Genomic DNA, 20,815 nt, shown 5'->3' on the forward strand with positions numbered 1-20,815 from the left:
CCTGTTTTGAGATAGCCAACCATGCTCGATTCCAAACTCGTACGTTCGCAGCTCTCTGATGTGGCCGCACGCCTGGCCACCCGTGGCTTCCAGCTCGACGTCGCGCGTTTCGAAGCGCTCGAGGCGCAGCGCAAGACCGTGCAGACCCGCACCGAACAACTGCAGGCCGAGCGCAATACTCGCTCCAAGGCCATTGGTCAGGCCAAGGCGCGTGGCGAAGATATCGCCCCGTTGCTCGCCGAAGTCGACCAGATGGGCAGTGACCTGGAATCTGCCAAGCGCGAGCTGGAAACCATCCAGGCCGAACTGGACAACCTGCTGCTGAACATCCCCAACCTGCCGCACGAGTCGGTGCCGGTCGGCGAGGATGAAGACGGCAATGTCGAGATCTCGCGCTGGGGCACCCCGCGTAACTTCGACTTTGCGATCAAGGATCACGTTGCCCTCGGCGAGCAGCACGGCTGGCTGGACTTCGAGACGGCCGCCAAGCTCTCCGGCGCGCGTTTCGCTCTGCTGCGTGGGCCGATTGCCCGCCTGCACCGCGCCCTCGCGCAGTTCATGATCAACCTGCACACCGGCGAGCATGGCTATGAAGAAGCCTACACGCCTTACCTGGTGCAGGCCCCGGCCCTGCAGGGTACCGGCCAGCTGCCGAAGTTCGAGGAAGACCTGTTCAAGATCAGCCGCGAAGGCGAGGCGGACTTCTACTTGATCCCGACCGCCGAAGTGTCGCTGACCAACATCGTTTCCGGCGAGATCCTCGACGCCAAGCAACTGCCGCTGAAGTTCGTCGCCCATACCCCGTGCTTCCGTAGCGAAGCCGGTGCCTCCGGTCGCGACACCCGCGGGATGATCCGCCAGCACCAGTTCGACAAGGTCGAGATGGTGCAGATTGTCGAGCCGAGCAAGTCCTTCGAGGCGCTGGAGAGCATGACCGGCAACGCCGAGCGCGTGCTGCAGTTGCTCGAACTGCCGTACCGCAAACTGGCCCTGTGCACCGGCGACATGGGTTTCTCCGCCGTGAAGACCTACGACCTGGAAGTCTGGGTGCCGAGCCAGGACAAGTACCGGGAGATTTCCTCCTGTTCCAACTGTGGCGACTTCCAGGCGCGGCGCATGCAGGCGCGCTACCGCAACCCGGAAACCGGCAAGCCGGAGCTGGTGCACACCCTGAATGGCTCGGGACTGGCCGTGGGCCGCACCCTGGTTGCCGTGCTGGAAAACTATCAGCAGGCCGATGGGCGCATTCGCGTGCCGGAGGTGCTCAAGCCCTACATGGGCGGTGTGGAGTTGATCTGAGTTGCTCGCGGAATGCTGTGCATGACGCGCGCCATGCGCCATCAGCCCGCCAAGTCCGTAGCAGGTACGTCGTCGGCGTGGCTCGCCGGTATCGAATTCGTTAACTGAGGCTGTCGTCATGGATTACCTTCCGCTGTTTCACAATCTGCGCGGGCGCACCGTTTTGGTGGTCGGCGGTGGCGAAGTCGCGCTACGCAAGGCGCGTCTGCTCGCCGATGCGGGTGCCTGCCTGCGTGTGGTGGCACCCGAGGTGCGTGAGGAGCTGCAACAGTTGGCCGCCGAGAAGGGTGGTCAGGTGCTGTTGCGCGGCTACGCCGACGAAGACCTGGCGGATATCGGCCTGATCATTGCGGCGACCGATGACGAGCCGCTGAATGCGCGGATTTCCGCCCAGGCGCAGGCGTGTGGCATCCCGGTCAATGTGGTGGATGCCCCGGCGCTGTGTAGCGTGATTTTCCCGGCGATCGTCGATCGTTCGCCGTTGATTGTCGCGGTGACCAGCGGCGGCGATGCACCGGTGCTGGCACGCCTGATCCGCGCCAAGATCGAAACCTGGATTCCCTCGACCTATGGTCAGCTGGCCGGCCTGGCCAAGCGTTTCCGTCAGCAGGTCAAGGCGCTGTTCCCCGATGTGCAGCAGCGTCGCATGTTCTGGGAAGATGTGTTCCAGGGGCCGATTGCCGAGAGTGTGTTTGCCGGCAAGCAGCAAGAAGCGGAACGCCTGCTGGCCGAACGCGTGGCCGGTGCCACGGCGCAGCAGGTCGGTGAGGTCTACCTGGTGGGCGCTGGCCCGGGCGACCCCGACTTGCTGACCTTCCGCGCCCTGCGCCTGATGCAGCAGGCTGACGTGGTGCTTTACGACCGCCTGGTGGCACCGCCGATCATCGAGCTATGCCGACGCGATGCCGAGCGTATCTATGTCGGCAAGCAACGTTCCGATCACACCCTGCCGCAGCAGCAGATCAACCAGTTGCTGGTCGAGCTGGCCCGCGAGGGTAAGCGCGTGTTGCGCCTGAAAGGCGGCGACCCGTTCATTTTCGGGCGGGGTGGTGAAGAAATCGAAGAGCTGGCGGCACAGGGTATTCCCTTCCAAGTGGTGCCGGGGATTACCGCGGCTTCTGGCTGCGCGGCCTATGCCGGTATTCCGCTGACCCACCGTGATCATGCGCAATCGGTGCGTTTCGTTACCGGGCACCTCAAGGAAGGGCATTGCGACCTGCCCTGGGCAGAACTGGTCGCACCCGGTCAGACGCTGGTGTTCTACATGGGGCTGGTGGCCCTGGAGCAGATTTGCAGCCAGTTGATCGCCCATGGCCGTGCCGCCGATACGCCGGTGGCGCTGGTGCAGCAAGGCACTACGGCCGAGCAGCGCGTCTATAGCGGTACATTGGCCGACTTGCCGCAGCGTTTGCAGGGTCAGCCGGTGAAGGCGCCTACCCTGGTGATCGTCGGTGAGGTGGTTAGCCTGCGCGACAAGCTGGCCTGGTTCGAAGGTGCCGATGGCTGAAAAAAACCGGCAGCGCTGGGTTATTCAGCCGTCTGGGCGCCCCGCAAGGTACAGGCGGGGCGCATTGCTGCGTGGGTTAGCGCGGGCGTTGCTGCCATAGCTCGGCGGCACGTTGCAGCGCCTCTTCACGTTGCATGCCGAGACCACGCAGGGCCAGCGCCATGCTGCCGAGCACCGCTTGCTCGCCGTAGTCATTGTGCTGTTCACCCCGCCAGAAACTAACTAACTGGCTGACCTCCAGGTGTGCGGGCTTGACATGCCGCTGGCTGGCCATGGCCGGCCACTGCTCATCCCAGGCCAGACCGTCGGTGGTGCCGAACAGCTGGCAGGGGCTGTCCGGGTTCACTTCGATCTCGCCGCCTTCGCCCTTGATCACCAGTGCACAATCGCCAAGCAGGCGGCTGGCCTCGCGGTGGCTCTCCTGGTAACCCGGATGAAAGATGCTTTGCAGGCCACAGCGTGCGCCCAGCGGGTTGATCAACCGGGCCAGCGAGTGAATCGGCGAGCGCAGGCCGAGAATATTGCGCAAGTCGATCATCTGCTGCAGCGGTGCACACCAGTCGCCCAGCGGCATGAAGGCCGGCTGGCGGTTGTCCAGCGCCTGCGCTACGGCCTGCCAGTCATGGCACAGGGGAATTTCCAGCAGTTCCAGCAGCTGTTCGCTGTACAGGCGTCCGGCGGTATGCATGCCGCCACCGTGCATGAACAGGCGCACGCCACCGGCCGCCAGGGCCTTGGCGGCCAGCAGGTACCAGGGCAGGTGGCGTTTCTTGCCGGCATAGCTGGGCCAGTCGATGTCCACCTGCAGGTCGGGTACGTTCAGGCTGGCGCGCACCGCTTCGGTAAAGCCGGCGAGTTCCGCCGGGCTTTCTTCCTTGTGGCGCAGCAGCATGAGAAAGGCGCCCAGCTGGCTGTCCAGCGCCTGCCCGCTGAGCAGCAGGTGCATCGCCTCACGGGCTTCCTCGCGGGTCAGGTCGCGGGCGCCTTGCTTGCCCTTGCCGAGAATGCGCACGAAGGGGGCGAAGGGATGTTCCACCGGCATGGCAGGTTTCATAGGCAGTTACTCGGTTTGGGCAGGCCGGCCAGCTTGGCGGCCAGTTTGGCGGGCGTGCCCTTGAACAGGCGGTTGAGATACAGGCTGTTGCCTTTGTCCGGGCCCAGCTGCTGGGCCACGTAGCGCACCAGCGCACGGTTGGCCGGCGACAGTTGAAACTGGGCGTAGAAGGCCCGCAGCAGATTGAGGATTTCCCAATGCGCCTCACTGAGCTGGAGGTCTTCGCGGGCGGCCAGTTGTTCGGCGACGGTGCACGACCAGTCGTCCAGATTGCACAGGTAACCGTCCTGATCCAGCGGCGGCATGCTCATAACCAGCTGTTGCTCCGCGCATAGTCGAGGGTCAGCGCCACGAAGGCCGGGTAGTCGACCACCTGCAGACGGGCCGGCCAGTCGTGCAGGCCGCGTGCGTCGAGGTCTTCCTGCAACGCGTAGAGGGCGATCTGTTCCGGCATCAGCTCGAGGGCCTGGCGGGGCGCGCAGTCGGGGTTGAGGGCGTATACCGCATCGCCACACAGCAACAGGCCGTCACCTGGGCTGAGCAGGCGCAGGCAACTGGCCAGGCGCTGGTCGGCAAACGGCGAAGTACTGAGGATATGCAAGGTCGTCACAGGGTCACCAGCAGGTCATGGCTCGCCAACAGCTGGCGTACCTCGTCGTCATCCAGTCGCTGTACCGGCAGGCCGAGTTCAGCGTGTTGCAGACCGCGCTCGGTGAGGCTGCGCTGGCTGGCATACAACTGCTCGATGCCGAACAGCGGCAAGGCCTGCAGGTTGGCGCCGAGGTCTTTTTGCTGAAGCTGCTGCGGCTGCTGGCCGCTGGTCAGTTGCAGCACGCCGTCATCGAGAAATAGCAGGCTAAGCGGCAGGTCGAACGCTCCGCCAGCCAGTGCCAGGTCGAGCGCCTCGCGCGCGGCGGGGCCAGCCCAGGGCGCCTGGCGGCTGATCAGTAGCATGGAACGGGCCATCAGTCGCCTCCAAAACAGACCAGGCGGTCGGCCTGCTGCGCCGCTTCATGCAGCTGGCCCAAACCGGACAGGCAATAGCCGGATGCCAGCGTGGCAGCCGGGCGCCCATAGCGCTGGGCTTCCTGGCTGTCCAGCAAACCGCGGCGCAGCGCGGCGGCAATGCACACCACGGCATCCAGCTGGTGGCGTTCGATGAACTCGCGCCAGGCGGCCGGCAGGTCGAATTCGTCCTGGGCCTGCACCTGGCTGTTATTGGCGATGCTCACGGCATCCTGATAGAAAAACAGCCGGTTGATCTGGTGGCCGCCGGCCAGTGCCGCCTCGGCAAAGCGCAGGGCACGCCGGGCGCTGGGCTGGTGGCTGGCAGCAAAAAGGGCTATCACGAACTGCATGGTGGCTCCCGCGAAATCAGCTGGCAATCATACCCAGACAGGCATGAAAAAGCCCGCGCTGCAGGGCAGGGCGGGCTTTGCCAGCGGTGGGCTGATCAGTCGTCGCCACCGGCCAGGCCGACCAGTTGCAGCAGGCTGACGAACAGGTTGTAGATCGATACATACAGGCTGATGGTGGCCATGATGTAGTTGCGCTCGCCGCCGTGGATGATCGCGCTGGTCTGGTAGAGGATGCACACCGAGGAAAACAGCACGAAGCCGGCGCTGATGGCCAGTTGCAGACCGCTGATCTGGAAGAAGAAGCTGGCCACCACGGCACCCAGCAGGACAAAGAAACCCGCGGTGATGAAGCCGGAGAGGAAGCTCATGTCCTTGCGGGTGGTCAGTACGTAGGCCGACAGACTGCAGAATACCAGGGCAGTCATGGCAAATGCCGCGCTGATCACTTCGCCGCCGTTGGCCATGCCCAGGTAGCGGTTGAGGATCGGGCCGAGGGTGTAGCCCATGAAGCCGGTCAGGGCGAAGGTGGACAGCAGGCCCCAGGCCGAATCACGCAGCTTGACGGTGAGGAAGAACAAGCCATAGAAGCCGATCAACACCACGAAGATGCTCGGATAGGCGACCTGCATTTGCTGGGCGATGAACGCCACCAGGCCGCTGAAAGCCAGGGTCATGGCCAGCAGGGCATAGGTGTTGCGCAGCACACGGCTGACATCCTGTTGTTCGACCAGTGCCTGGTCGAGAGTAAATTCGCGTTCTTGCATGGTGGGCATCTCCTTGTCAGTGCTCAGGCCTGGCGGCCGGGCAGGGGCCGGCGGCAAGGGTTGCAGCGATCATAGCAAAGCCTGCTGACAGGCCAATGCCGAGTGTTTGTCGATGTGTTGCATATCGCGCTCAGTCAAGCCTTTGCCGCGCCACAAGTTTGCGGTAGGATTGCGCCCCGTTCGCGACAGCGTCGCAACGACCTACCTATTGGAAGCGTGGCCGAGTGGTTTAAGGCAGCGGTCTTGAAAACCGCCGACGGGCAACTGTCCTAGAGTTCGAATCTCTACGCTTCCGCCATTTACAAAAAAGCCCTGCACATGCAGGGCTTTTTTATTCAGTGCTGTTTTTCGCAAGTCAGGCAGGCTGGCGCGGCAAGCTGACACGGACTTGCAAGCCACCCAGCGGGGAGTCGAGCAGTGCGATGTCGGCGCCGTGCAGTTCGGCGATTCGCGCGACAATCGACAGGCCCAGGCCGGCCCCTTGTCCTGTACCGAGGCGGAAGAAACGCTCAAACAGTTGCGCGCGGCTTTCGGCGGGAATTCCCGGCCCGCTGTCGGCCACCTCCAGAATCAGGCGGTCTTCAAGGGCCTGCAGGCGGACCATGATCTGTCCGTCGGCGGGTGTGTACTGCAGGGCATTGCCCACCAGGTTTTGCAGCAATATCGCCAGGCTGGCGACATCTGCATAAAGCTGCATGTCGGCCTGCTCGTCAGCTTCCAGTGACAGTTCCTGGCCTTGCGAGAGGGCCAGGGGGATGAGCTCGGCGAGTGTTTCCCGGGTCAGGGTCAGCAGGTTGCACGGTGCCGCATGATGTTGCTGGGCGTTGGGTTCCAGGCGCGCCAGGGTGAGCAGTTGCGAGACGATCCGCGTAGCGCGGTCTACGCCATGCAGCAACTGGTCCAGCGCTTCATCGCGCACGTTGCTGCTGGTGGCTTGCAAGGCGTTCTGTGCGTGGATGCGCAAGACCGCCAGGGGCGTGCGTAGCTCATGAGCCGCATCGGCGATGAAGCGTTTTTCCCGGTCTAGCAACTGATTGACCTGCAGCAGCAGGCGGTTGAGCGAGGCCGCGACCGGCTCCAGTTCCAGGGGCAGCGGCGGCAGGCGCAGCGGTGCCAGGTTGTCAGGATCACGCTGCTTGAGCAGGCGTGCCATGTCGGCCAGTGGGCGCAGTCCCCAGCCGACCGCCAGCCAGATCAATAGGGCCAGCAGCGGCAAGCCCAGCAAGTCAGGAAGCAGACTGCGCCGGGCAATCTTGCTGACCAGCTCGCCACGCACATCCTCCCGTTCACTGACCAGAATCCACAGGTCGTCAACGGCGTCGTGCAACACGAACAGGCGCCAGCCCCGGCCATCCAGCATGACATTGTGATAGCCGTCAGCCAGGGACGTGGCGTGCCTAGCCTGGCCGGCACGGCGCAGTGCTGACAGGGCGCCGGCAGGGGCGCCGGCAGATTGCAGCAGCGTACCGGCGCTGAGGCTGACTACCTGAAAGCCCAGCTTGCTTTCGTAATCGTGCCCGGGCATGTCGTGGCGACGCTGCGTATGCACGGCCTGGTCGAGTGCCGCCTGCAGCGCCTGGCGGGTGGGCTGATCCATGTCGTGGCCTACCAGGCCTTGCACCAGGCGTGCGCTTTGCGCCAGCTGTGCATCAAACAGTTCCTCGATCTCATGCTGGGCGTCCTGGTAGCTGCGCCAGGACATCAGCCCCAGAGAGATCAGCAGGATGCTCAGCAGCAGGGCCAGGGTACGCTGGCGTATGGAGCGCATCAGCATTTGTCCACCAGATAGCCGACACCGCGCACCGTGCGAATCAGCTCGGGGAAGAACTTCTTGCGCAGATGGTGGATGTGCACTTCGAGGGCATTGCTTTCGACTTCTTCTTCCCAGCCATAGAGCGCCTGTTGCAGGCGGTCACGGGTCATGACCCGCCCGGGCTGGGCAAGCAACTCGTGGAGCAGGGCAAACTCCTTGCGGGGCAGGGGGACAGGGGTGCCCTGGTAGCTAACCTGCTGGTTGGCCGGATCAAGCACGATACCGCGGTATTCTAGGGTGGGTTCGGGTCGATTGAAGCGCCGCCTGAGCAAGGCACGCAGGCGCGCCTTGAGTTCGTCGACATCGAACGGCTTGACCAGATAATCGTCCGCTCCGGCATCCAGCCCGGCAATGCGGTCTGTGGTGGCATCGCGGGCGGTCAGTACCAGAACAGGTACGGCATTGGCAGCGGCGCGCAGGCGCTTGAGCACTTCCAGACCATCCAGTCTGGGCAGGCCGAGGTCGAGAATGGCCAGGTCGAAGCTCTCATGGCTGAGTGCATGCAGGGCACTGGCGCCATCCTGCAGCCAGTCAACCGTATAGCCTTCAGGCTTGAGTGCGGTACGGATGCCTTCGCCCAGCGGGCGATCATCCTCAACCAGCAAAATGCGCATAGGTGACCTCGTGGCCTGTCTGGCCGCCGTAACAGGCGGCGGTTATTTCATTTTTTCCTGGACTTGTGCAAGCAGCGCGCGTGCTTCGGCACGGCGTCCGGCATCAGCCAGCTGCCGTCCTGGTCGGTCGGCGGCTGCCAGTGCCTTGCTCAGTGCAGCGTGGGCTGCTGCGTAGCGCTTCTGGCGCAGCAGGAAGTCACCGTAAAAATAGTTGGGATCCAGCCCTTGGGGATTGATGCGCAGCGCATGCTGGAACAGTTCGGCAGCACGTTGCTCATCACCAAAGCCAATCGGCCAGCCCGGCACCTGGTAGTACAGGCTGGCCAGACTGGTATAGGCCGAACCCTGCAGTGCCTGGTCATCTTCCTGCAGCGCTTGCTCCAGTTCCCCCTTGGCCTGTTTGACCAGGCTCAGCGCACCCAGCCCACCCTTGGCCCCGGCCCAGGTGCTCAGCACGATGGCATGCCAGATGCGCAGTTCAGTGGCCGCGGGGCTGGCCTGCAGCGCACGTTCAGTGTCGCTTGCCAGCCGGGCAAACGCCTGCTCACGTTGCGCGGCCGGCAACTGGTAGTTGATCTCTGCCCAGCGCGTCTGGATCTGTTGCAGTTGTGCCTGTTGCTCTGCGCTTAGAGCGAAAACGGGCAGGGTAAGCAGCGCGAGCAGCAGGCCGCTCAGTAAACGGAGGCTTTTCATCGGTTTCTCCTCGGTAAGACAGGATTGGGGCGGATTCAGGTGCGGCCCGCAAAGCGTTTGATGGTCATCAGTTGGCCGCGCACGGCCTTGTCAACCAGCCTCGGCAACAGGCTGTTGAGGCGCACGAAGAGTTTTTCCGGCCAGCCCAGGTAGCGTTCAGGCTGTTCATGAATGATCGCCTGGCAGATCTGTCGGGCGACCTGCTGGGGCTCATCCATGCTGACCTGCAAGGCTTCATTCATGGCCTGTACCCGGGCACTGTTCATGGTTGTGCGTGTGGCGCGTGGCGCCAGGTAGAGGACCCTGACAGGGCTGTCCGCGAGTTCACGACGCAAGGCTTCAGAAAAACCGCGCAAGGCGAACTTGCTGGCGCAATAGGTGCTAAACCCGGCGTGGCCGATGGAGCCAAAAATGGAGCCCAGGTTGACGATCAGCGCCTGCGGCTGGGCCTGCAGCAGCGGTAACAGTTGCCGGGTCAGTTGCAAGGGAGCGCTGACATTGAGCGTAATCAAGCGATCGATGGCCTGTTCATCCTGCTCGGCAAAGAGGCAGAACTGGTTGATCCCGGCGGCATTGATCAGGCAGTTGAGGGGGGCAAACGCCCGGGCGGCATGCACCACCTGGGCACGGCCGTCAGCCTGCGACAGATCGGCACAGACCAGGCTGATCTGCGTGGGAAAGCGTTGCTGCAAGGCCTCCAGTGCGGCCTGGTCGCGACCTGTCAGGAGGAGCTGGGCGCCGCCGGCGCAGAGTTGCTCGACCAGCGCCTGGCCAATCCCGCCACTGGCTCCGCTGATCAGGGCACGACACGCTGTGAGTTGCATGGCGTGGCTCCTCAGGCGGGCAGGCTGCGGAACATGTCGCCATACAGGCGGTAGACCACGCGCGCGGTGTGCACGATGGCGGCCTGGTCGTGCTCATCATCGAGACGATTCATCAGGCCTTTGAAGAATTCGATGTGTTCGCGATCCAGGCTGCCGTGGGAAGTCAGGTAGCTGAATGCCTGCGCCGGCAAGCCCAGACGATCCTGCAGTACGTTGGCGGCCTGGGTGGCCAGGGCGATGCTGGTGCCTTCGAGCACGTTGACCATGCCGAAGAAGCTGACCGGGTTGTGGCGTGCGATGCGGTCGTAGACATAAGCCACCATCAGCTCGGTGGGCAAGGCCGGTTGCGCCTGGCGAAAGGCTTCGGCATCGCCACCACAGGCGCGGATATCGTTGAGGATCCATTCCTGGTGGCCAAGCTCTTCCTCGATGTATTCGGCGGTGGCCTCGCGCAACCACTCCAGACGCTCGGGCAGCCGTGCACCGCAGGCCATCAGGAGCGGTGTGGTGTGTTTGACGTGGTGGTAGGCCTGGGCAAGAAAGGCCAGGTACTGCTCGCGGCTTGCCGTGCCGGTCAGCGCGGCATGGATGACGGGAGCGCCGAGCAGGTATTCGCGGGCGTCGCTGGTCTGATATTGCAGTTGATCAAAGAATTGCATGGTGTACCTCGACGTTAGTGCGAGAGGGCCTGAATGGCCGATTGGTAATGTTTCAGCAAGGCGCTACGGCGAAGCCTGCCGTTGGCTGTGGCCAGGCCGTTATCGACATGGAAGGGCTGACTGGCGCGTATCCAGTGGTGCACCCGGGCGTAGTCCGGCAGGTCGGCATTGACCCGGGCAACGGCTTCGGCAAGCGCCGTGTCGCTACAACCCGGCTGGCGCGGCACCAGCACGGCCAGGTTGCCGGGGAGGGCCTCGCCATACAGCCAGGCCTGGGCGATGGAGGGCTGCTGGATCAGCTCCGCCTCGACCCATTCGGGATTGACGTTACGACCATAGGCGGTAATGAACTGATGCTTTTTGCGACCGTAGAGGGTGAGGAATCCCTCGTGCAGTTGCCCCAGGTCACCTGTGCCCAGCCATTCTCCGTGGTGTTCAGGCTCGCCGAGATAACCGAGCATCTGTGCGCCGCGAACCAGGACCTCGCCGTCTTCGGCGATGCGCAGTTCGACATGCGCCAGTGGCCGTCCCACGCTGCCAGGGCGCCTGGCGCCGGGGCTGTTCAGGCAGACCACCGAAGCACATTCCGACAGGCCGTAGCCTTCGAATACCGGGAGTCCCAGCTGCTCGGCGCGTCTTAGAACCTGCGGCGCGACACGGCCGCCGCCGACGGCAATGAAGCGCAGCTCCGCGGCGTGGGTCAGGCCCTGTTCGGCGGCGCTGACCAAGGCCAGCAGCAGTTGGGGCAGGAGGATCAGGCTGTGCGGGCGCACGGCGTGCAAGGTTTCGATAAAGCGTGGCAGATCGAAGCCGCTTGCCCCTTGCAGGCCAATCTGCGCGACTGGGCGCAATTCGATACAGGCGCCTGCCAGCAGTGGCGCGTAGATCCCGGCGATATTTTCCAGCAGTGTCGCCAGAGGCAAGACACACAGATGACGTTGCACCTGACAGCTACGACTGGCCTGATGCAGGCTGTCGGCGACGGCCAGCTGCGTTTGCGCGCTCAGGCATACGCCCTTGGGCTGCCCGGTGGTGCCTGAGGTGTAGGTGATCTTTGCAGTACCTGCGGGTAGCCGCGGGCGTTGTGCGGGGGTGCGCAGCAACAGCCCGTCGCCATGCGGCTGAAAGCCGTGGGTCTGGCTCAGGGCCCCCTCGTTACCGAGCAGGCAGTCAACCCCGGCATCCTGCAGGACATGCGCCTGCTGGCTGGCGGAGAAAAAGCCCGGCAAGGGTACGCAGACCAGCCCCGCCTGCAGCAGTGCCAGATCCCAGATGACCCAGTCGAGGCTGTTATCCAGGGCCAGGGCTGCCCTTTGTACCTTGTGGCGCTGCAGCAGACCGGCCCGCTTGCTGACTTGCTCCGCGAGCTGGGCATAGCTCAGCGAGCGTCGGCCATCACTCAGCGCGATGCCCTGGTGTTGCGCCAGGCAACGCCATAACGGTTCAGCTGCAGGCAGCATGGGCCACCTCGTCAAGGCTGAACAACGGCTGGTAGGCCAGGCGTGCATAAAGGCCCTGGCGCAGCAACTGCTGATGGCCGGGCAGAATGGCTCCGCCCATCAGTTGCGGCTGCCCTGCATAGTAGTTGCCCCAGTCAGCCAGCTCGGCCCCCATGCGCTGCGGGTCGGCAGGGCCAAGGGGCAGAGGACAGAGCCCCAGCCGCGTGAAGCTGTTGAGCAACATCGCCGTCCCGGTAAACACCACCCACTGGAAACCCTGAGCGACCAGCAGATCGGTCAGCGCCACGATCAGCAGGCGCGCAGATGCTCTGCCGCCTACCGCCAGGTTGCCGACTTCGATAATCGTTTCGCGGGGCACTGCCGCGCCGTGGCGCGTGGCCAGGCGCTGTTCGATGGGCTGATCCAGGTAGCGCTCGAGAAACAGCGGCTGTCCCTGGGCGCTACGCAGGCCAACGGTGGCCTGGACATCTCCCCGGGCGTCATGCAGGCCCAGCAGGCAGGGCATGAAGTGGCGAACCCGGGCGGCGTGCTGTACGGCAAAACGCTGCTGGATAAAGTGCTCCAGCGCCTGACGCCGCTCACCCTGTCCGGCCAGCGCCAGTTGCAGGGTGTAGGCCGGCTCACGGCCGATACGGGCCAGTACGTGCATCTGATCAATCCAGGGCAGTTCCATCATGAAGTCTCAATGACTGGTGGGCTGGACTGGATTGTTGGCCGGCAAACTTAAGGCAGCCTTAACGTGCCTGATGTTCAATCAAAACCAATGGGTGTCGCTCTTCCGGGCATTCACCGACGTTGCACAACGCGCCATACCGAGGGCAGGCCTTTTCCATGCGTATTCTGGTGATCGAAGACAACCGCGATATCCTCGCCAACGTGCTGGACTATCTGCAACTCAAGGGCTACAGCGTCGATTGCGCCCAGGATGGCCTTGGCGGGCTGCACCTGGCCTGCAGTGCGCACTACGACCTGATCGTGCTGGATGTCATGCTGCCTGGTATCGACGGCTATCAGCTGTGCAGACGCCTGCGCGAAGAGGCCCGCAACGAGGTGCCGATCCTCATGCTGACGGCGCGGGATGCGCTGGCTGATCGACTGCAAGGACTCAACGCGGGTGCCGATGACTACCTGATCAAGCCCTTTGCGCTCTCCGAGCTGGTGGCGCGTATCGAAGCCATCCTGCGGCGCAGCCAGGGTAGCCGTCAGCGGCGGCTACAGGTCGGCGACCTGTGCTACGACCTCGATACCCTGCAGGTCAGTCGCGCCGGCCAGTTGCTCAGGCTCAATCCGCTGGGGCTCAAGCTGCTGGCGATTCTGATGCAGAAAAGCCCGGCGGTGGTTCGCCGTGAGGTACTGGAAGAAGCCCTGTGGGGCGATGACTGCCCGGACAGCGACAGCTTGCGCAGCCATGTTCATCAGCTGCGCCAGGTGCTCGACAAGCCTTTCACTAGCGCGCTTGTGCAGACGGTGCATGGCGTGGGCTATCGCCTCGCGGAGCAGCAGCATGCACGCTAAGCAACCGTTTGCGCGGCGCATCCTGCTCGCCTTCGTGCTGATGACCATCGTGGTCAGCGGCCTGTTTTCCCTGAGCATCGTCGCCGTGGTGCATCTCGTCGAGGAGCATCTGGTGTCTCAGGAAATGCACCGCGAACTGCGTGAAGTGCTCACTGTGGACTTACGCAAGGATAAGGCGCCGCGCCTGGATGCCGGCATGTACTTCTTCTCCTCCCAGTACCCTGGGTACGCCATACCCGAGGAGTACAGTCGTCTGCCAGAGGGCTTCACCGAGCTTGTCGACGCTGACCAGGCGTTCTATGTCTACAAGATCAACAGCGCGGGTCACACCCATATGCTGGTGCAGAAACAGGATGAGTTCGAAGCGCGTGAAAACATCCTGTTTGGTGTGGTGCTGGCAGGTTTTCTGCTTGCGGTGCTCGGAGCCTGGGGGCTGGGTTTAGGCATGGCCCGCAAGGTCATGGCGCCGGTCCGTCGCCTGGCGCAGCAGGTGCGCCACCGTGATCAGTTGCATGCGCTGGCCCCGGCGTTGGCGCCGGACTATCCGGACGATGAAATTGGCCAGCTGGCAGCCGCCTTCGACAGTACGCTGGGCCAGGTGCGCGACTCGCTGGAGCGCGAGCGCCTGTTCACCAGCGATGTCAGTCATGAGCTGCGCACTCCGCTGATGATCATCGCCAGTTCCTGCGAGCTGCTTGCCGAGGCGCCGCTGGCTGCCCGCGAGCAAGAGCAGCTGGCGCGTATCGCCCGTGCCAGTGAGGAAATGCGCGAGTTGGTGCAGACCTTTCTGCAGCTGGCGCGGGACAAGCGTCATGCCATGGCCGGTGCTGAGGCGCCGCTGGCCAGCGTTGCAGCCCAGCAGATGCAGCGCTGGGCCGCGTTCATGGCGGCAAAGGGGCTGGATTTTCAGTGTATCCAGGAGGGTACGGACAGCGGACTGTACAACGCCACATTGCTGGGCGCGGTGATGAGCAACCTGCTGCGCAATGCCCTGCACTACACGGAAAAGGGTGGGGTCAGGCTGATTCTCGAGTCTGGCGGTTTTCGTGTCGAGGACAGCGGCGCAGGTATCCCTGCCGGGCAGCAGGAAAGGGTTTTCCAGGCCTTTGTGCGCGGGGTGCAGGCCCGTGGTGAAGGGCTCGGTCTGGGTTTGTCGCTGGTCAAGCGTATCTGCACGCAGCAAGGCTGGCATATCGCGTTGCACAGTGAGGAGGGCCTGGGCACGTGCATGAGGGTCACGCTGAAGCAGTCCGTTTGACGAAATTTTCACAGGGCTTTGACATCCCGTTGATGAGCAGGAGATTAGCCTGGCAGGCATACCCACAGACGGATGTTTGCCATGTCAGAGCCAAGTCCCATCGAGCTGGAGTTTTCCCGCAAGTACGATTTCGATCATGCCCAGCAGTATCTGCAAAAGCATCAGGATGGCCTGGCCAGGCGCTTGTCGCATTGGCGTGATCTGCAGTTGGCGCGCCGCGCGCTGCAACTGGCCGATCAGCCCAACCTGGTCCTGGATTTGCCCTGCGGGGCTGGGCGTTTCTGGCCGATGCTCTGCGAGCAGCCCAACCGGGTGATTCTGGCCGCCGACAATTCTGCCGATATGCTTGCCACGGCACGTGCCGCCCAGCCGCCCGAGGTGGTGGCGCGCGTCAGCAGCTTGCAAACCTCGGCGTTCGCCATCGATCTGGCTGCCAATGCGGTGGACTGCATTTTCTGCATTCGCCTGCTGCACCATATCGAATCTGCCGAGCATCGCCTGGCCATCCTCCGCGAGTTCCACCGGGTAAGCCGCGATACGGTCATCGTCTCGCTGTGGGTCGATGGCAACTACAAGGCCTGGAGGCGTCGTCGCCTGGAGGCCCGCCGTGCGGCTCAGGGCAGGGCTGCACAGAATCGCAATCGCTTTATTGTTGATCGCTCTACCATCGAGGCTGAGTTTCGCCAGGCGGGATTTGACATCATCCAGCACCTCGACTTCCTGCCGGGCTACGCCCTGTGGCGGGTATATGTGCTGCGTAAGCGGGGGTGAGCATGCACAACTTGTCTGCCCTTGCTTCTGCACAGAGGCTCAGTAGCTTCCAGGACTGGTGGAATACCCAGGGCGACTGGGTCGAGGCACCCAATCAGCGGCGGTCAGGGGAAAGCGGCGTGCAGCGCGTGCAGTTGGGTGATGCGGGGCTGCCACTGCTGTATTGCAAACGGCAGATCGGCCACCTGTATCGCTCGTTCGCCCATCCCTTCGGTCAGCCCACCGTCTTGCGTGAACAACGTGCGTTGCAGGCTTTCCGCGCAGCAGGCGTGCGCGTGCCACAGGTGATTTACTGCGGTACACGGCAACAGGACGGGCAATGGCAGGCCTTGCTGATCACCCTGGAACTGGAAGGTTTCATCAGCCTGGAAGACTGGTACGGGAACGGTGGGGGCGCGCGCTACGGCATGCCGCTTCATCAGCATATGCTGGCCGCCGTGGGGGTTACCTTGAGCCGCATCCACCGGGCGCGCTGGCAACACGGCTGCTGTTATGCCAAGCACATCTTTCTGCGTGTGGCGGGTGAAAGCGAGGCGGCCTGTGTCGAGGTTGCCCTGCTTGATCTGGAAAAGAGCCGGCGGCGCTGGCGGCGCAGCGCCGCGGCGCGCCACGACCTGAGTCAGCTCAGGCGACATTGCCGGTCAATGCCTGTCGCAGACTGGCTGCAGTTGCTGGCCGCGCATGGCGCAGCCAGCAAAGCCGATCATCCGGTCATCTGAACCCTGCCAGGGGGCAGGGTGTAGCGGGGCAGGTTGCAGTACGCCAGGGCATCAGTGTTGCAGCGGCTTGAGGTTGTCGTCGGCGAAGTGACTGGCGTAGTCACCCAGCGCACCAACCACCCGCACAGCACCGTCTCGCTGGCCGTTCGCGGTACCACTCATGGCGTCGGCGCCGGCGAGCAGTTGCGCAATGATCAGGTGCAGCTGTGCATCGGCCGCGGCGCTCAGCTGGCAGTTTTCTACCATGTAGGCGACCTGATGGCGTACCAGTTCCGCCAGCTCGCTGTAGCGCTCGGTCGGCAGGCGGTTTTCATGGATGGCCGGCAGCGCTTCGTGCATGCCGTCGTTGATCGTGCCCATTGCCTGACGCAATGCCGCATCGGTTGTCCAGCGCTTGCCGGCATTGAGCTGCAGGGTCTGGGTGGCTTCGCCATGAGCATGTTGATGGTCGCTGGCTGCGAGGCTGCTGCCAATGCTCCCCAGGCTGCTGGCGAGTATGGCAGCGAGGGTGAGGACGCGGGTTGTAGGACGCATTGCTAAGGCTCCATGGGGTATCTGCTGAAAACAGGCAGCGCCGCCTATAGGCTGCGGTGCAACTGTTCGATGCTCGCCGGACTGAGCGACTGTTTGCTCAGTATGTCGGCGAGACGTTTACGTTGCGGCGCTTCGAGGATAGCGCGTTCCGCTATCCACTGGTCGATGAGCAGGCGCTGTTGTTCATACTGCAGCTGGGCAATCTTCGCCTGTTCGCTGTCGATCAGCGCACGATCCATGGGTTCGCTGAAAATCGCCTGGATCAGGCGCCTGCGATGTTCGTCGAGGCTGGCGTTGCTGGCACGCAGATAAGCCAGAAACGGGGCTTTGCTATTGTGCCAGCGTTGTAGCTGCTTGCTGTTCAGTTGCAGCTGGCGCGACAGTTCGGTCGCTGCGCCGGAGGGCATCGGTAAACCGTCATGGCGGAGTTTTTGCCAGCCGACGGCACCGAGCAGAGCGATGTTGAGCAGTACGGAGAGAAGCAGGGCATTGCGCAGCAGGTGGGTGTTCATTGCAGGATAATCTCCAGGGGGTGAAAGGGCTGTCTTTGCGGTTTTGCTGCAGCGCCGTGCGGGCGGGCCAGCGCCTCATGCCGGTCTTGAAACAGGCGGCTGCTGCACCGGGCCAGGCTGTTGGGCATGCGTGTCAGCGTGGAATCTTTACGCGGTCTTCGTCGAAGTCGCCGCGTTCGGCACCATGGTGGCAGGCCACACAGTTGGCTCGGCTGCCCACGGCGGCGCGCTGAAACGTGGCGGCACTGACCTCGTCGTGCTTGTGTGCGAACCAGCGCGTCTGGCTGATGCGCGGCGGTTCGCCGGCGGTCGCTGAGGGTTCGACCGGCAGGCGGTTGGCCGCCGAGCTGCGCAGCAGAAAATCGAGGATTTCCCGCGCCTGCTGTGCATCCAGGCTGGCGTTGCTGCCGTAGTGTTGCTCGAGCGTCTGCATCTGCTGGCGCCAGGCCTCAGCTGGCAGCAGGGCGGGGACATACAACATGTGGCAGGCCGCGCATTCCTCCTTCCAAAGCAATGGTGCGTCGCTCGGCAGGGCAAGGCGTTTAGGGCGTTTGTAGCCGTTATGGTTGTCGTCATCGGCAACACTGCTAGTGGCCACTAGCAGGGTCAGGCTTAGCCCGCCAACAGCAGCAAGGGCGAGGGTCTTCATGGTGGGTTCCTATCGGATGCTGTCGATCCAGCTGATGAAATCGCCTTTTTCCTGCGCGGTGCAGGCTCGGGCATAGACGTCGTCGCAGTTGCGGCGAAACCACTTCTCGACCTTCTGCAGATCGGTAAAGCGTTCAGGGTTGACTGAGGGCGCCAGGGGCGCAACGTTGCGATGGGCGGGTGTCTTGCCTGGCTGGCGCGGGTCGGCGGTGTGGCAGGTCGTGCAGCTCATGGTTTTGCCGTTACGCGGCACCTCGGCGAAATACAGCGCCTTGCCGCGCTCGGCAGAAAAACCGGCGAACTGCGGGGCCTGCTGGCGTGCCTGAACGGCGTAGCCCGCCAGCAGGGGATGTGTGCTTTCTGCCAGGGCTGGTAGGCTCAAACAGCAGGTCAGGGCAACAATCCAGTGGGTAGACATGGTGCGTTCTCCGATGGGCAGTGTGCGCAGCCTAGGCGTGCAACCTGACGCCAAACTGAATCGGGCCAAGGGTGGCCATTCAGTTTGACTTCAGCGGGCAGCTCTATAAGGGGGTTATCTACTCCAGAGGACTGCCGGCATGGCTGCTTTCAATCGTTTTCGCCTCTTTCACTGGCTACTGGCCGGTTTTTTCCTGGGCGCCTACCTCAGCGGTGACGACGCCGAGACCCTGCATATCTGGCTGGGCTACGGCCTGCTGGTGCTGCTGGTGTGGCGTTTGCTGATCGTGCCGCTGCGCTTGCGTGGTTTTCCGCAGTTGCTGCCGCCGAAGGGACAGCTCAAAACGCCCTCACGCCTGGCTGTCGGCAAGTGGCTGACCGCCGCGGCGCTGGGCAGTTTTGCCATGGCCAGCCTGATTGGTTTGGGCATGGTCGATAATGGCGATGTGCTGGCCGTTCTGCCGGGTGTCGGGCCCGACGTATTTGGCGCTGCCAGCGATATCAATTTCGTGGGCTGGATGGGCGATGCCGAAGAGGTGCACGAGTTCTTTGCCAACCTGGGCCTCTGGCTGATTGGCCTGCATGTTCTTTATGTACTGCTGTTTCGCCGCCCGCTGGTCTGGCCGATGCTGCGTGGCGTATCCCGCCCGGGCGCGGCAGCTGAACCTGCCGCGCCGCGCCTGAGCGGGGCACCTGCTGCAGCGCAGTCCCTGACACGCCTGCGGGTGGTGGCGCGTCATGAAGAAACCGCCGACAGCTGCTCGCTGCTCTTGCAGGTGCCGCAGGAGCAGCGCAGCCGTTTTGTTGCCAAGCCAGGGCAGTTTCTGACCGTGCAGGTGCCGGGCGAGGAGGGCCCCGTTCGTCGCTGCTATTCGTTGTCACAGTTGCCCGATAGCGAGGGTGTGCTGCGTGTGACGATCAAACGCGCCCGGGCCGGCAAGGTATCCAACTGGCTGCTGGACAACCTCAAGGCCGGTGACTGGCTGGAGGCGCTGCCGCCCGCAGGCCGCTTCGTTCCGAGCAGTTTGGATCAGGATGTACTGTTACTGGGCGCAGGAAGCGGCATTACACCGTTGCGCGCCATTCTCCAGGCGGTTCTGCAACAAGGCACAGGCCAGGTATTGCTGTTCTACGCCTGCAGAGATGGCGACTCGGTGATTTTTGCCGATGAGCTGACCCGTCTTGCGGCGGCTTACCCGGAGCGCTTCACGCTGTGTATCTGGCTTGATGCGCAGCAGGGCATCCCGGACAGTCAGGCAATGGCCAGGCAGTTGGCTGACTGGCCGGTAGCCGAGGCTTTTATCTGCGGTCCTGAGGCTTTTATGGGTAACGCCAAGGCGGCGCTGCGCCTGCGCGGTGTCGCCGAGTCGGCCATCCATCAGGAGTCTTTTGCCCTGACGAGCACGCGGCGTGATGTGCCTGGCACGGCGAGCCGGCTGAAAGTGACCCTTGCTGGCCGTCAACATAGTGTGCCGGTGGCTGGTCAGCAGGTGGTTCTGCAGGCTATGGAGCAGGCAGGTCTTGAGCCGCCTCAGGCCTGTCGTGCGGGGGTGTGCGGTGTGTGCCGTTGCCGGGTGGTGACAGGGCAGGCCAGCATGCTCAGCAACCAGGTACTTTCCGAGGAGGAGCAGCGTCAGGGCTGGATTCTCGCTTGCCAGGCGGTGGTTGGCAGCCCGTTCGTGGAGTTGCAGTACTGAGCGGATAGCCCGGTACCGCAGCGATAGGAGGTTGTCCGCTGATTGTGTTGCGGGTTTTTACATCGGCCTGTATAGGGTTGCCAGCTCTTTAGTCTAGATGTACAAGTTGCGTACAACCTTTGTGGAATGAGTTCGACGCATTCCGGAGGTGTTGCGTGATACCAATTCGTGCGCTGCTGGCCGGCTGTCTGTTGCTGTTGTGCTGGAGCCAGTCGGCCCCGCTGCTGGCTGCCGAGTGGAAAAGCAACCTGCCGCAGGCGCGTTTGCTCGGGCAGGGCAGTTTCAGCTGGTTTGGCCTGCCGATCTATTCGGCCAATCTGTGGGCAGTTTCCGGCGAGGATGTGTTCGCCCGGCCCTTTGCGCTGGAGTTGACCTATCAGCGGCAGATCAGCCGCGAACGCCTGGTGCAGACCAGCCTGGAGGAAATTCGCCGTATGCAGGGCGCGGCCGTGGATGAGTCGCGCATGCAGCGCTGGGCGCAGGAGATGCACCAGGCATTCGTTGATGTGCAGGCCGGCCGGCAGATCACCGGGGTGTACCTGCCGGGGCAGGGCGCGCGTTTCTATGTCGACGGCGAACTGCGCCACAGCGTCGCGGATGAGCCGTTTGCCCGGGCGTTCTTTTCCATCTGGCTGGGGCCGCAAACGCGTAGCCCCGCGTTGCGCCTGGCGTTGCTGGGGCAGGATCAATGAGGTGCAC

25 protein-coding genes and 1 tRNA gene are annotated in these 20,815 nt (G+C 63.4%); 9 read left to right on the forward strand and 17 right to left on the reverse strand.

Going from position 1 to position 20,815, the window contains the following annotated elements; translation table 11 throughout:
• Positions 1 to 21 precede the first annotated feature (21 nt).
• Positions 22 to 1,299, forward strand: a complete 1,278-nt coding sequence (gene serS / locus CFY91_RS11880) for a serine--tRNA ligase (protein WP_093986589.1) — start codon at positions 22 to 24, stop codon at positions 1,297 to 1,299.
• Between the two features lie 118 nt (positions 1,300 to 1,417).
• Positions 1,418 to 2,806 carry a siroheme synthase CysG gene (cysG, locus tag CFY91_RS11885; RefSeq protein WP_093986590.1) on the forward strand — a complete coding sequence of 463 codons (1,389 nt, stop codon included), beginning with the start codon at positions 1,418 to 1,420 and terminating at the stop codon, positions 2,804 to 2,806.
• A gap of 76 nt (positions 2,807 to 2,882) precedes the next feature.
• Here the strand turns inward: cysG and CFY91_RS11890 are convergent, their stop codons facing one another.
• The 6 genes from CFY91_RS11890 to CFY91_RS11915 form a co-directional block, all read right to left on the reverse strand.
• Positions 2,883 to 3,860: a glycosyl transferase family protein gene (locus tag CFY91_RS11890; protein WP_093986591.1), complete on the reverse strand. Its 978-nt coding sequence runs from the start codon at positions 3,858 to 3,860 to the stop codon at positions 2,883 to 2,885.
• On the reverse strand, positions 3,857 to 4,171 hold the full coding sequence (locus CFY91_RS11895; protein WP_093986592.1) for a TusE/DsrC/DsvC family sulfur relay protein: 315 nt from the start codon (positions 4,169 to 4,171) through the stop codon (positions 3,857 to 3,859). The genes CFY91_RS11890 and CFY91_RS11895 overlap by 4 nt, the downstream gene beginning before the upstream one ends.
• Positions 4,168 to 4,470, reverse strand: a complete 303-nt coding sequence (tusB, locus tag CFY91_RS11900) for a sulfurtransferase complex subunit TusB (RefSeq protein ID WP_093986593.1) — start codon at positions 4,468 to 4,470, stop codon at positions 4,168 to 4,170. The genes CFY91_RS11895 and tusB overlap by 4 nt, the downstream gene beginning before the upstream one ends.
• On the reverse strand, positions 4,467 to 4,826 hold the full coding sequence (gene tusC / locus CFY91_RS11905) for a sulfurtransferase complex subunit TusC (RefSeq protein WP_093986594.1): 360 nt from the start codon (positions 4,824 to 4,826) through the stop codon (positions 4,467 to 4,469). The genes tusB and tusC overlap by 4 nt, the downstream gene beginning before the upstream one ends.
• A complete protein-coding gene (tusD, locus tag CFY91_RS11910; RefSeq protein ID WP_093986595.1) occupies positions 4,826 to 5,218 on the reverse strand; it encodes a sulfurtransferase complex subunit TusD in 393 nt (130 codons plus the stop codon). The genes tusC and tusD overlap by 1 nt, the downstream gene beginning before the upstream one ends.
• Positions 5,219 to 5,313: 95 nt before the next feature.
• Positions 5,314 to 5,982, reverse strand: coding sequence for a Bax inhibitor-1/YccA family protein (locus tag CFY91_RS11915; protein WP_093986596.1), 669 nt, complete (start codon positions 5,980 to 5,982; stop codon positions 5,314 to 5,316).
• Between the two features lie 210 nt (positions 5,983 to 6,192).
• Here CFY91_RS11915 and CFY91_RS11920 point away from each other — a divergent pair.
• Positions 6,193 to 6,280 (forward strand) — tRNA-Ser (locus CFY91_RS11920).
• 57 nt (positions 6,281 to 6,337) lie between these two features.
• On the opposite strand, the gene CFY91_RS11925 is transcribed toward CFY91_RS11920, so the two are convergent.
• From CFY91_RS11925 to CFY91_RS11955, 7 genes are read right to left on the reverse strand one after another with little or no spacing between them, the layout of a single operon-like run.
• Positions 6,338 to 7,756, reverse strand: a complete 1,419-nt coding sequence (locus CFY91_RS11925; RefSeq protein ID WP_093986597.1) for a sensor histidine kinase — start codon at positions 7,754 to 7,756, stop codon at positions 6,338 to 6,340.
• Positions 7,750 to 8,409, reverse strand: coding sequence for a response regulator transcription factor (locus tag CFY91_RS11930; RefSeq protein WP_093986598.1), 660 nt, complete (start codon positions 8,407 to 8,409; stop codon positions 7,750 to 7,752). The genes CFY91_RS11925 and CFY91_RS11930 overlap by 7 nt, the downstream gene beginning before the upstream one ends.
• A 42-nt stretch (positions 8,410 to 8,451) precedes the next feature.
• Positions 8,452 to 9,102 carry a tetratricopeptide repeat protein gene (locus CFY91_RS11935; RefSeq protein ID WP_093986599.1) on the reverse strand — a complete coding sequence of 217 codons (651 nt, stop codon included), beginning with the start codon at positions 9,100 to 9,102 and terminating at the stop codon, positions 8,452 to 8,454.
• Between the two features lie 35 nt (positions 9,103 to 9,137).
• Complete coding sequence (locus tag CFY91_RS11940) at positions 9,138 to 9,926, reverse strand: SDR family oxidoreductase (RefSeq protein WP_093986600.1); 789 nt, start codon at positions 9,924 to 9,926, stop codon at positions 9,138 to 9,140.
• A gap of 11 nt (positions 9,927 to 9,937) precedes the next feature.
• Positions 9,938 to 10,585, reverse strand: a complete 648-nt coding sequence (locus CFY91_RS11945) for an iron-containing redox enzyme family protein (protein ID WP_093986601.1) — start codon at positions 10,583 to 10,585, stop codon at positions 9,938 to 9,940.
• A 14-nt stretch (positions 10,586 to 10,599) separates the two neighbouring features.
• Complete coding sequence (locus tag CFY91_RS11950) at positions 10,600 to 12,045, reverse strand: AMP-binding protein (RefSeq protein WP_093986602.1); 1,446 nt, start codon at positions 12,043 to 12,045, stop codon at positions 10,600 to 10,602.
• Entirely contained in the window at positions 12,029 to 12,718 is a 690-nt protein-coding gene (locus CFY91_RS11955; protein WP_093986655.1) for a thermostable hemolysin, read from the reverse strand. Before CFY91_RS11955 ends, CFY91_RS11950 begins: the two co-directional genes overlap by 17 nt.
• 158 nt (positions 12,719 to 12,876) lie before the next feature.
• On the opposite strand from CFY91_RS11955, the gene CFY91_RS11960 reads away from it, so the two are divergent.
• The 4 genes from CFY91_RS11960 to CFY91_RS11975 all read left to right on the forward strand — a co-directional run bounded on the left by CFY91_RS11960 (position 12,877) and on the right by CFY91_RS11975 (position 16,308).
• On the forward strand, positions 12,877 to 13,560 hold the full coding sequence (locus CFY91_RS11960; RefSeq protein ID WP_093986603.1) for a response regulator transcription factor: 684 nt from the start codon (positions 12,877 to 12,879) through the stop codon (positions 13,558 to 13,560).
• Complete coding sequence (locus CFY91_RS11965; protein WP_093986604.1) at positions 13,550 to 14,818, forward strand: sensor histidine kinase; 1,269 nt, start codon at positions 13,550 to 13,552, stop codon at positions 14,816 to 14,818. The genes CFY91_RS11960 and CFY91_RS11965 overlap by 11 nt, the downstream gene beginning before the upstream one ends.
• Before the next feature lie 81 nt (positions 14,819 to 14,899).
• Entirely contained in the window at positions 14,900 to 15,589 is a 690-nt protein-coding gene (locus tag CFY91_RS11970; RefSeq protein ID WP_093986656.1) for a class I SAM-dependent methyltransferase, read from the forward strand.
• 2 nt (positions 15,590 to 15,591) lie between these two features.
• On the forward strand, positions 15,592 to 16,308 hold the full coding sequence (locus CFY91_RS11975; protein WP_093986605.1) for a lipopolysaccharide kinase InaA family protein: 717 nt from the start codon (positions 15,592 to 15,594) through the stop codon (positions 16,306 to 16,308).
• A 51-nt stretch (positions 16,309 to 16,359) separates the two neighbouring features.
• Here CFY91_RS11975 and CFY91_RS11980 read toward each other — a convergent pair whose 3' ends face one another.
• The 4 genes from CFY91_RS11980 to CFY91_RS11995 all read right to left on the reverse strand — a co-directional run bounded on the left by CFY91_RS11980 (position 16,360) and on the right by CFY91_RS11995 (position 18,420).
• Entirely contained in the window at positions 16,360 to 16,842 is a 483-nt protein-coding gene (locus CFY91_RS11980) for a hypothetical protein (RefSeq protein WP_093986606.1), read from the reverse strand.
• 44 nt (positions 16,843 to 16,886) lie between these two features.
• The gene (locus CFY91_RS11985) at positions 16,887 to 17,354 is read right to left on the reverse strand and encodes a periplasmic heavy metal sensor (protein WP_093986607.1); all 468 of its coding nucleotides are present in this window, start codon (positions 17,352 to 17,354) and stop codon (positions 16,887 to 16,889) included.
• Positions 17,355 to 17,487: 133 nt separating this feature from the next.
• A complete protein-coding gene (locus tag CFY91_RS11990; RefSeq protein ID WP_093986608.1) occupies positions 17,488 to 18,003 on the reverse strand; it encodes a diheme cytochrome c in 516 nt (171 codons plus the stop codon).
• Positions 18,004 to 18,012: 9 nt separating this feature from the next.
• A complete protein-coding gene (locus CFY91_RS11995) occupies positions 18,013 to 18,420 on the reverse strand; it encodes a DUF1924 domain-containing protein (protein WP_093986609.1) in 408 nt (135 codons plus the stop codon).
• Between the two features lie 139 nt (positions 18,421 to 18,559).
• On the opposite strand from CFY91_RS11995, the gene CFY91_RS12000 reads away from it, so the two are divergent.
• Together CFY91_RS12000 and CFY91_RS12005 are read left to right on the forward strand one after the other, a co-directional pair.
• Positions 18,560 to 20,116 carry a 2Fe-2S iron-sulfur cluster-binding protein gene (locus CFY91_RS12000; RefSeq protein ID WP_093986610.1) on the forward strand — a complete coding sequence of 519 codons (1,557 nt, stop codon included), beginning with the start codon at positions 18,560 to 18,562 and terminating at the stop codon, positions 20,114 to 20,116.
• 155 nt (positions 20,117 to 20,271) lie between these two features.
• Complete coding sequence (locus CFY91_RS12005; RefSeq protein WP_371870521.1) at positions 20,272 to 20,808, forward strand: chalcone isomerase family protein; 537 nt, start codon at positions 20,272 to 20,274, stop codon at positions 20,806 to 20,808.
• Positions 20,809 to 20,815: the final 7 nt, after the last annotated feature.

Source organism: Pseudomonas fluvialis, from assembly GCF_002234375.1.
GTDB classification, from domain to species: Bacteria; Pseudomonadota; Gammaproteobacteria; order Pseudomonadales; family Pseudomonadaceae; genus Aquipseudomonas; species Aquipseudomonas fluvialis.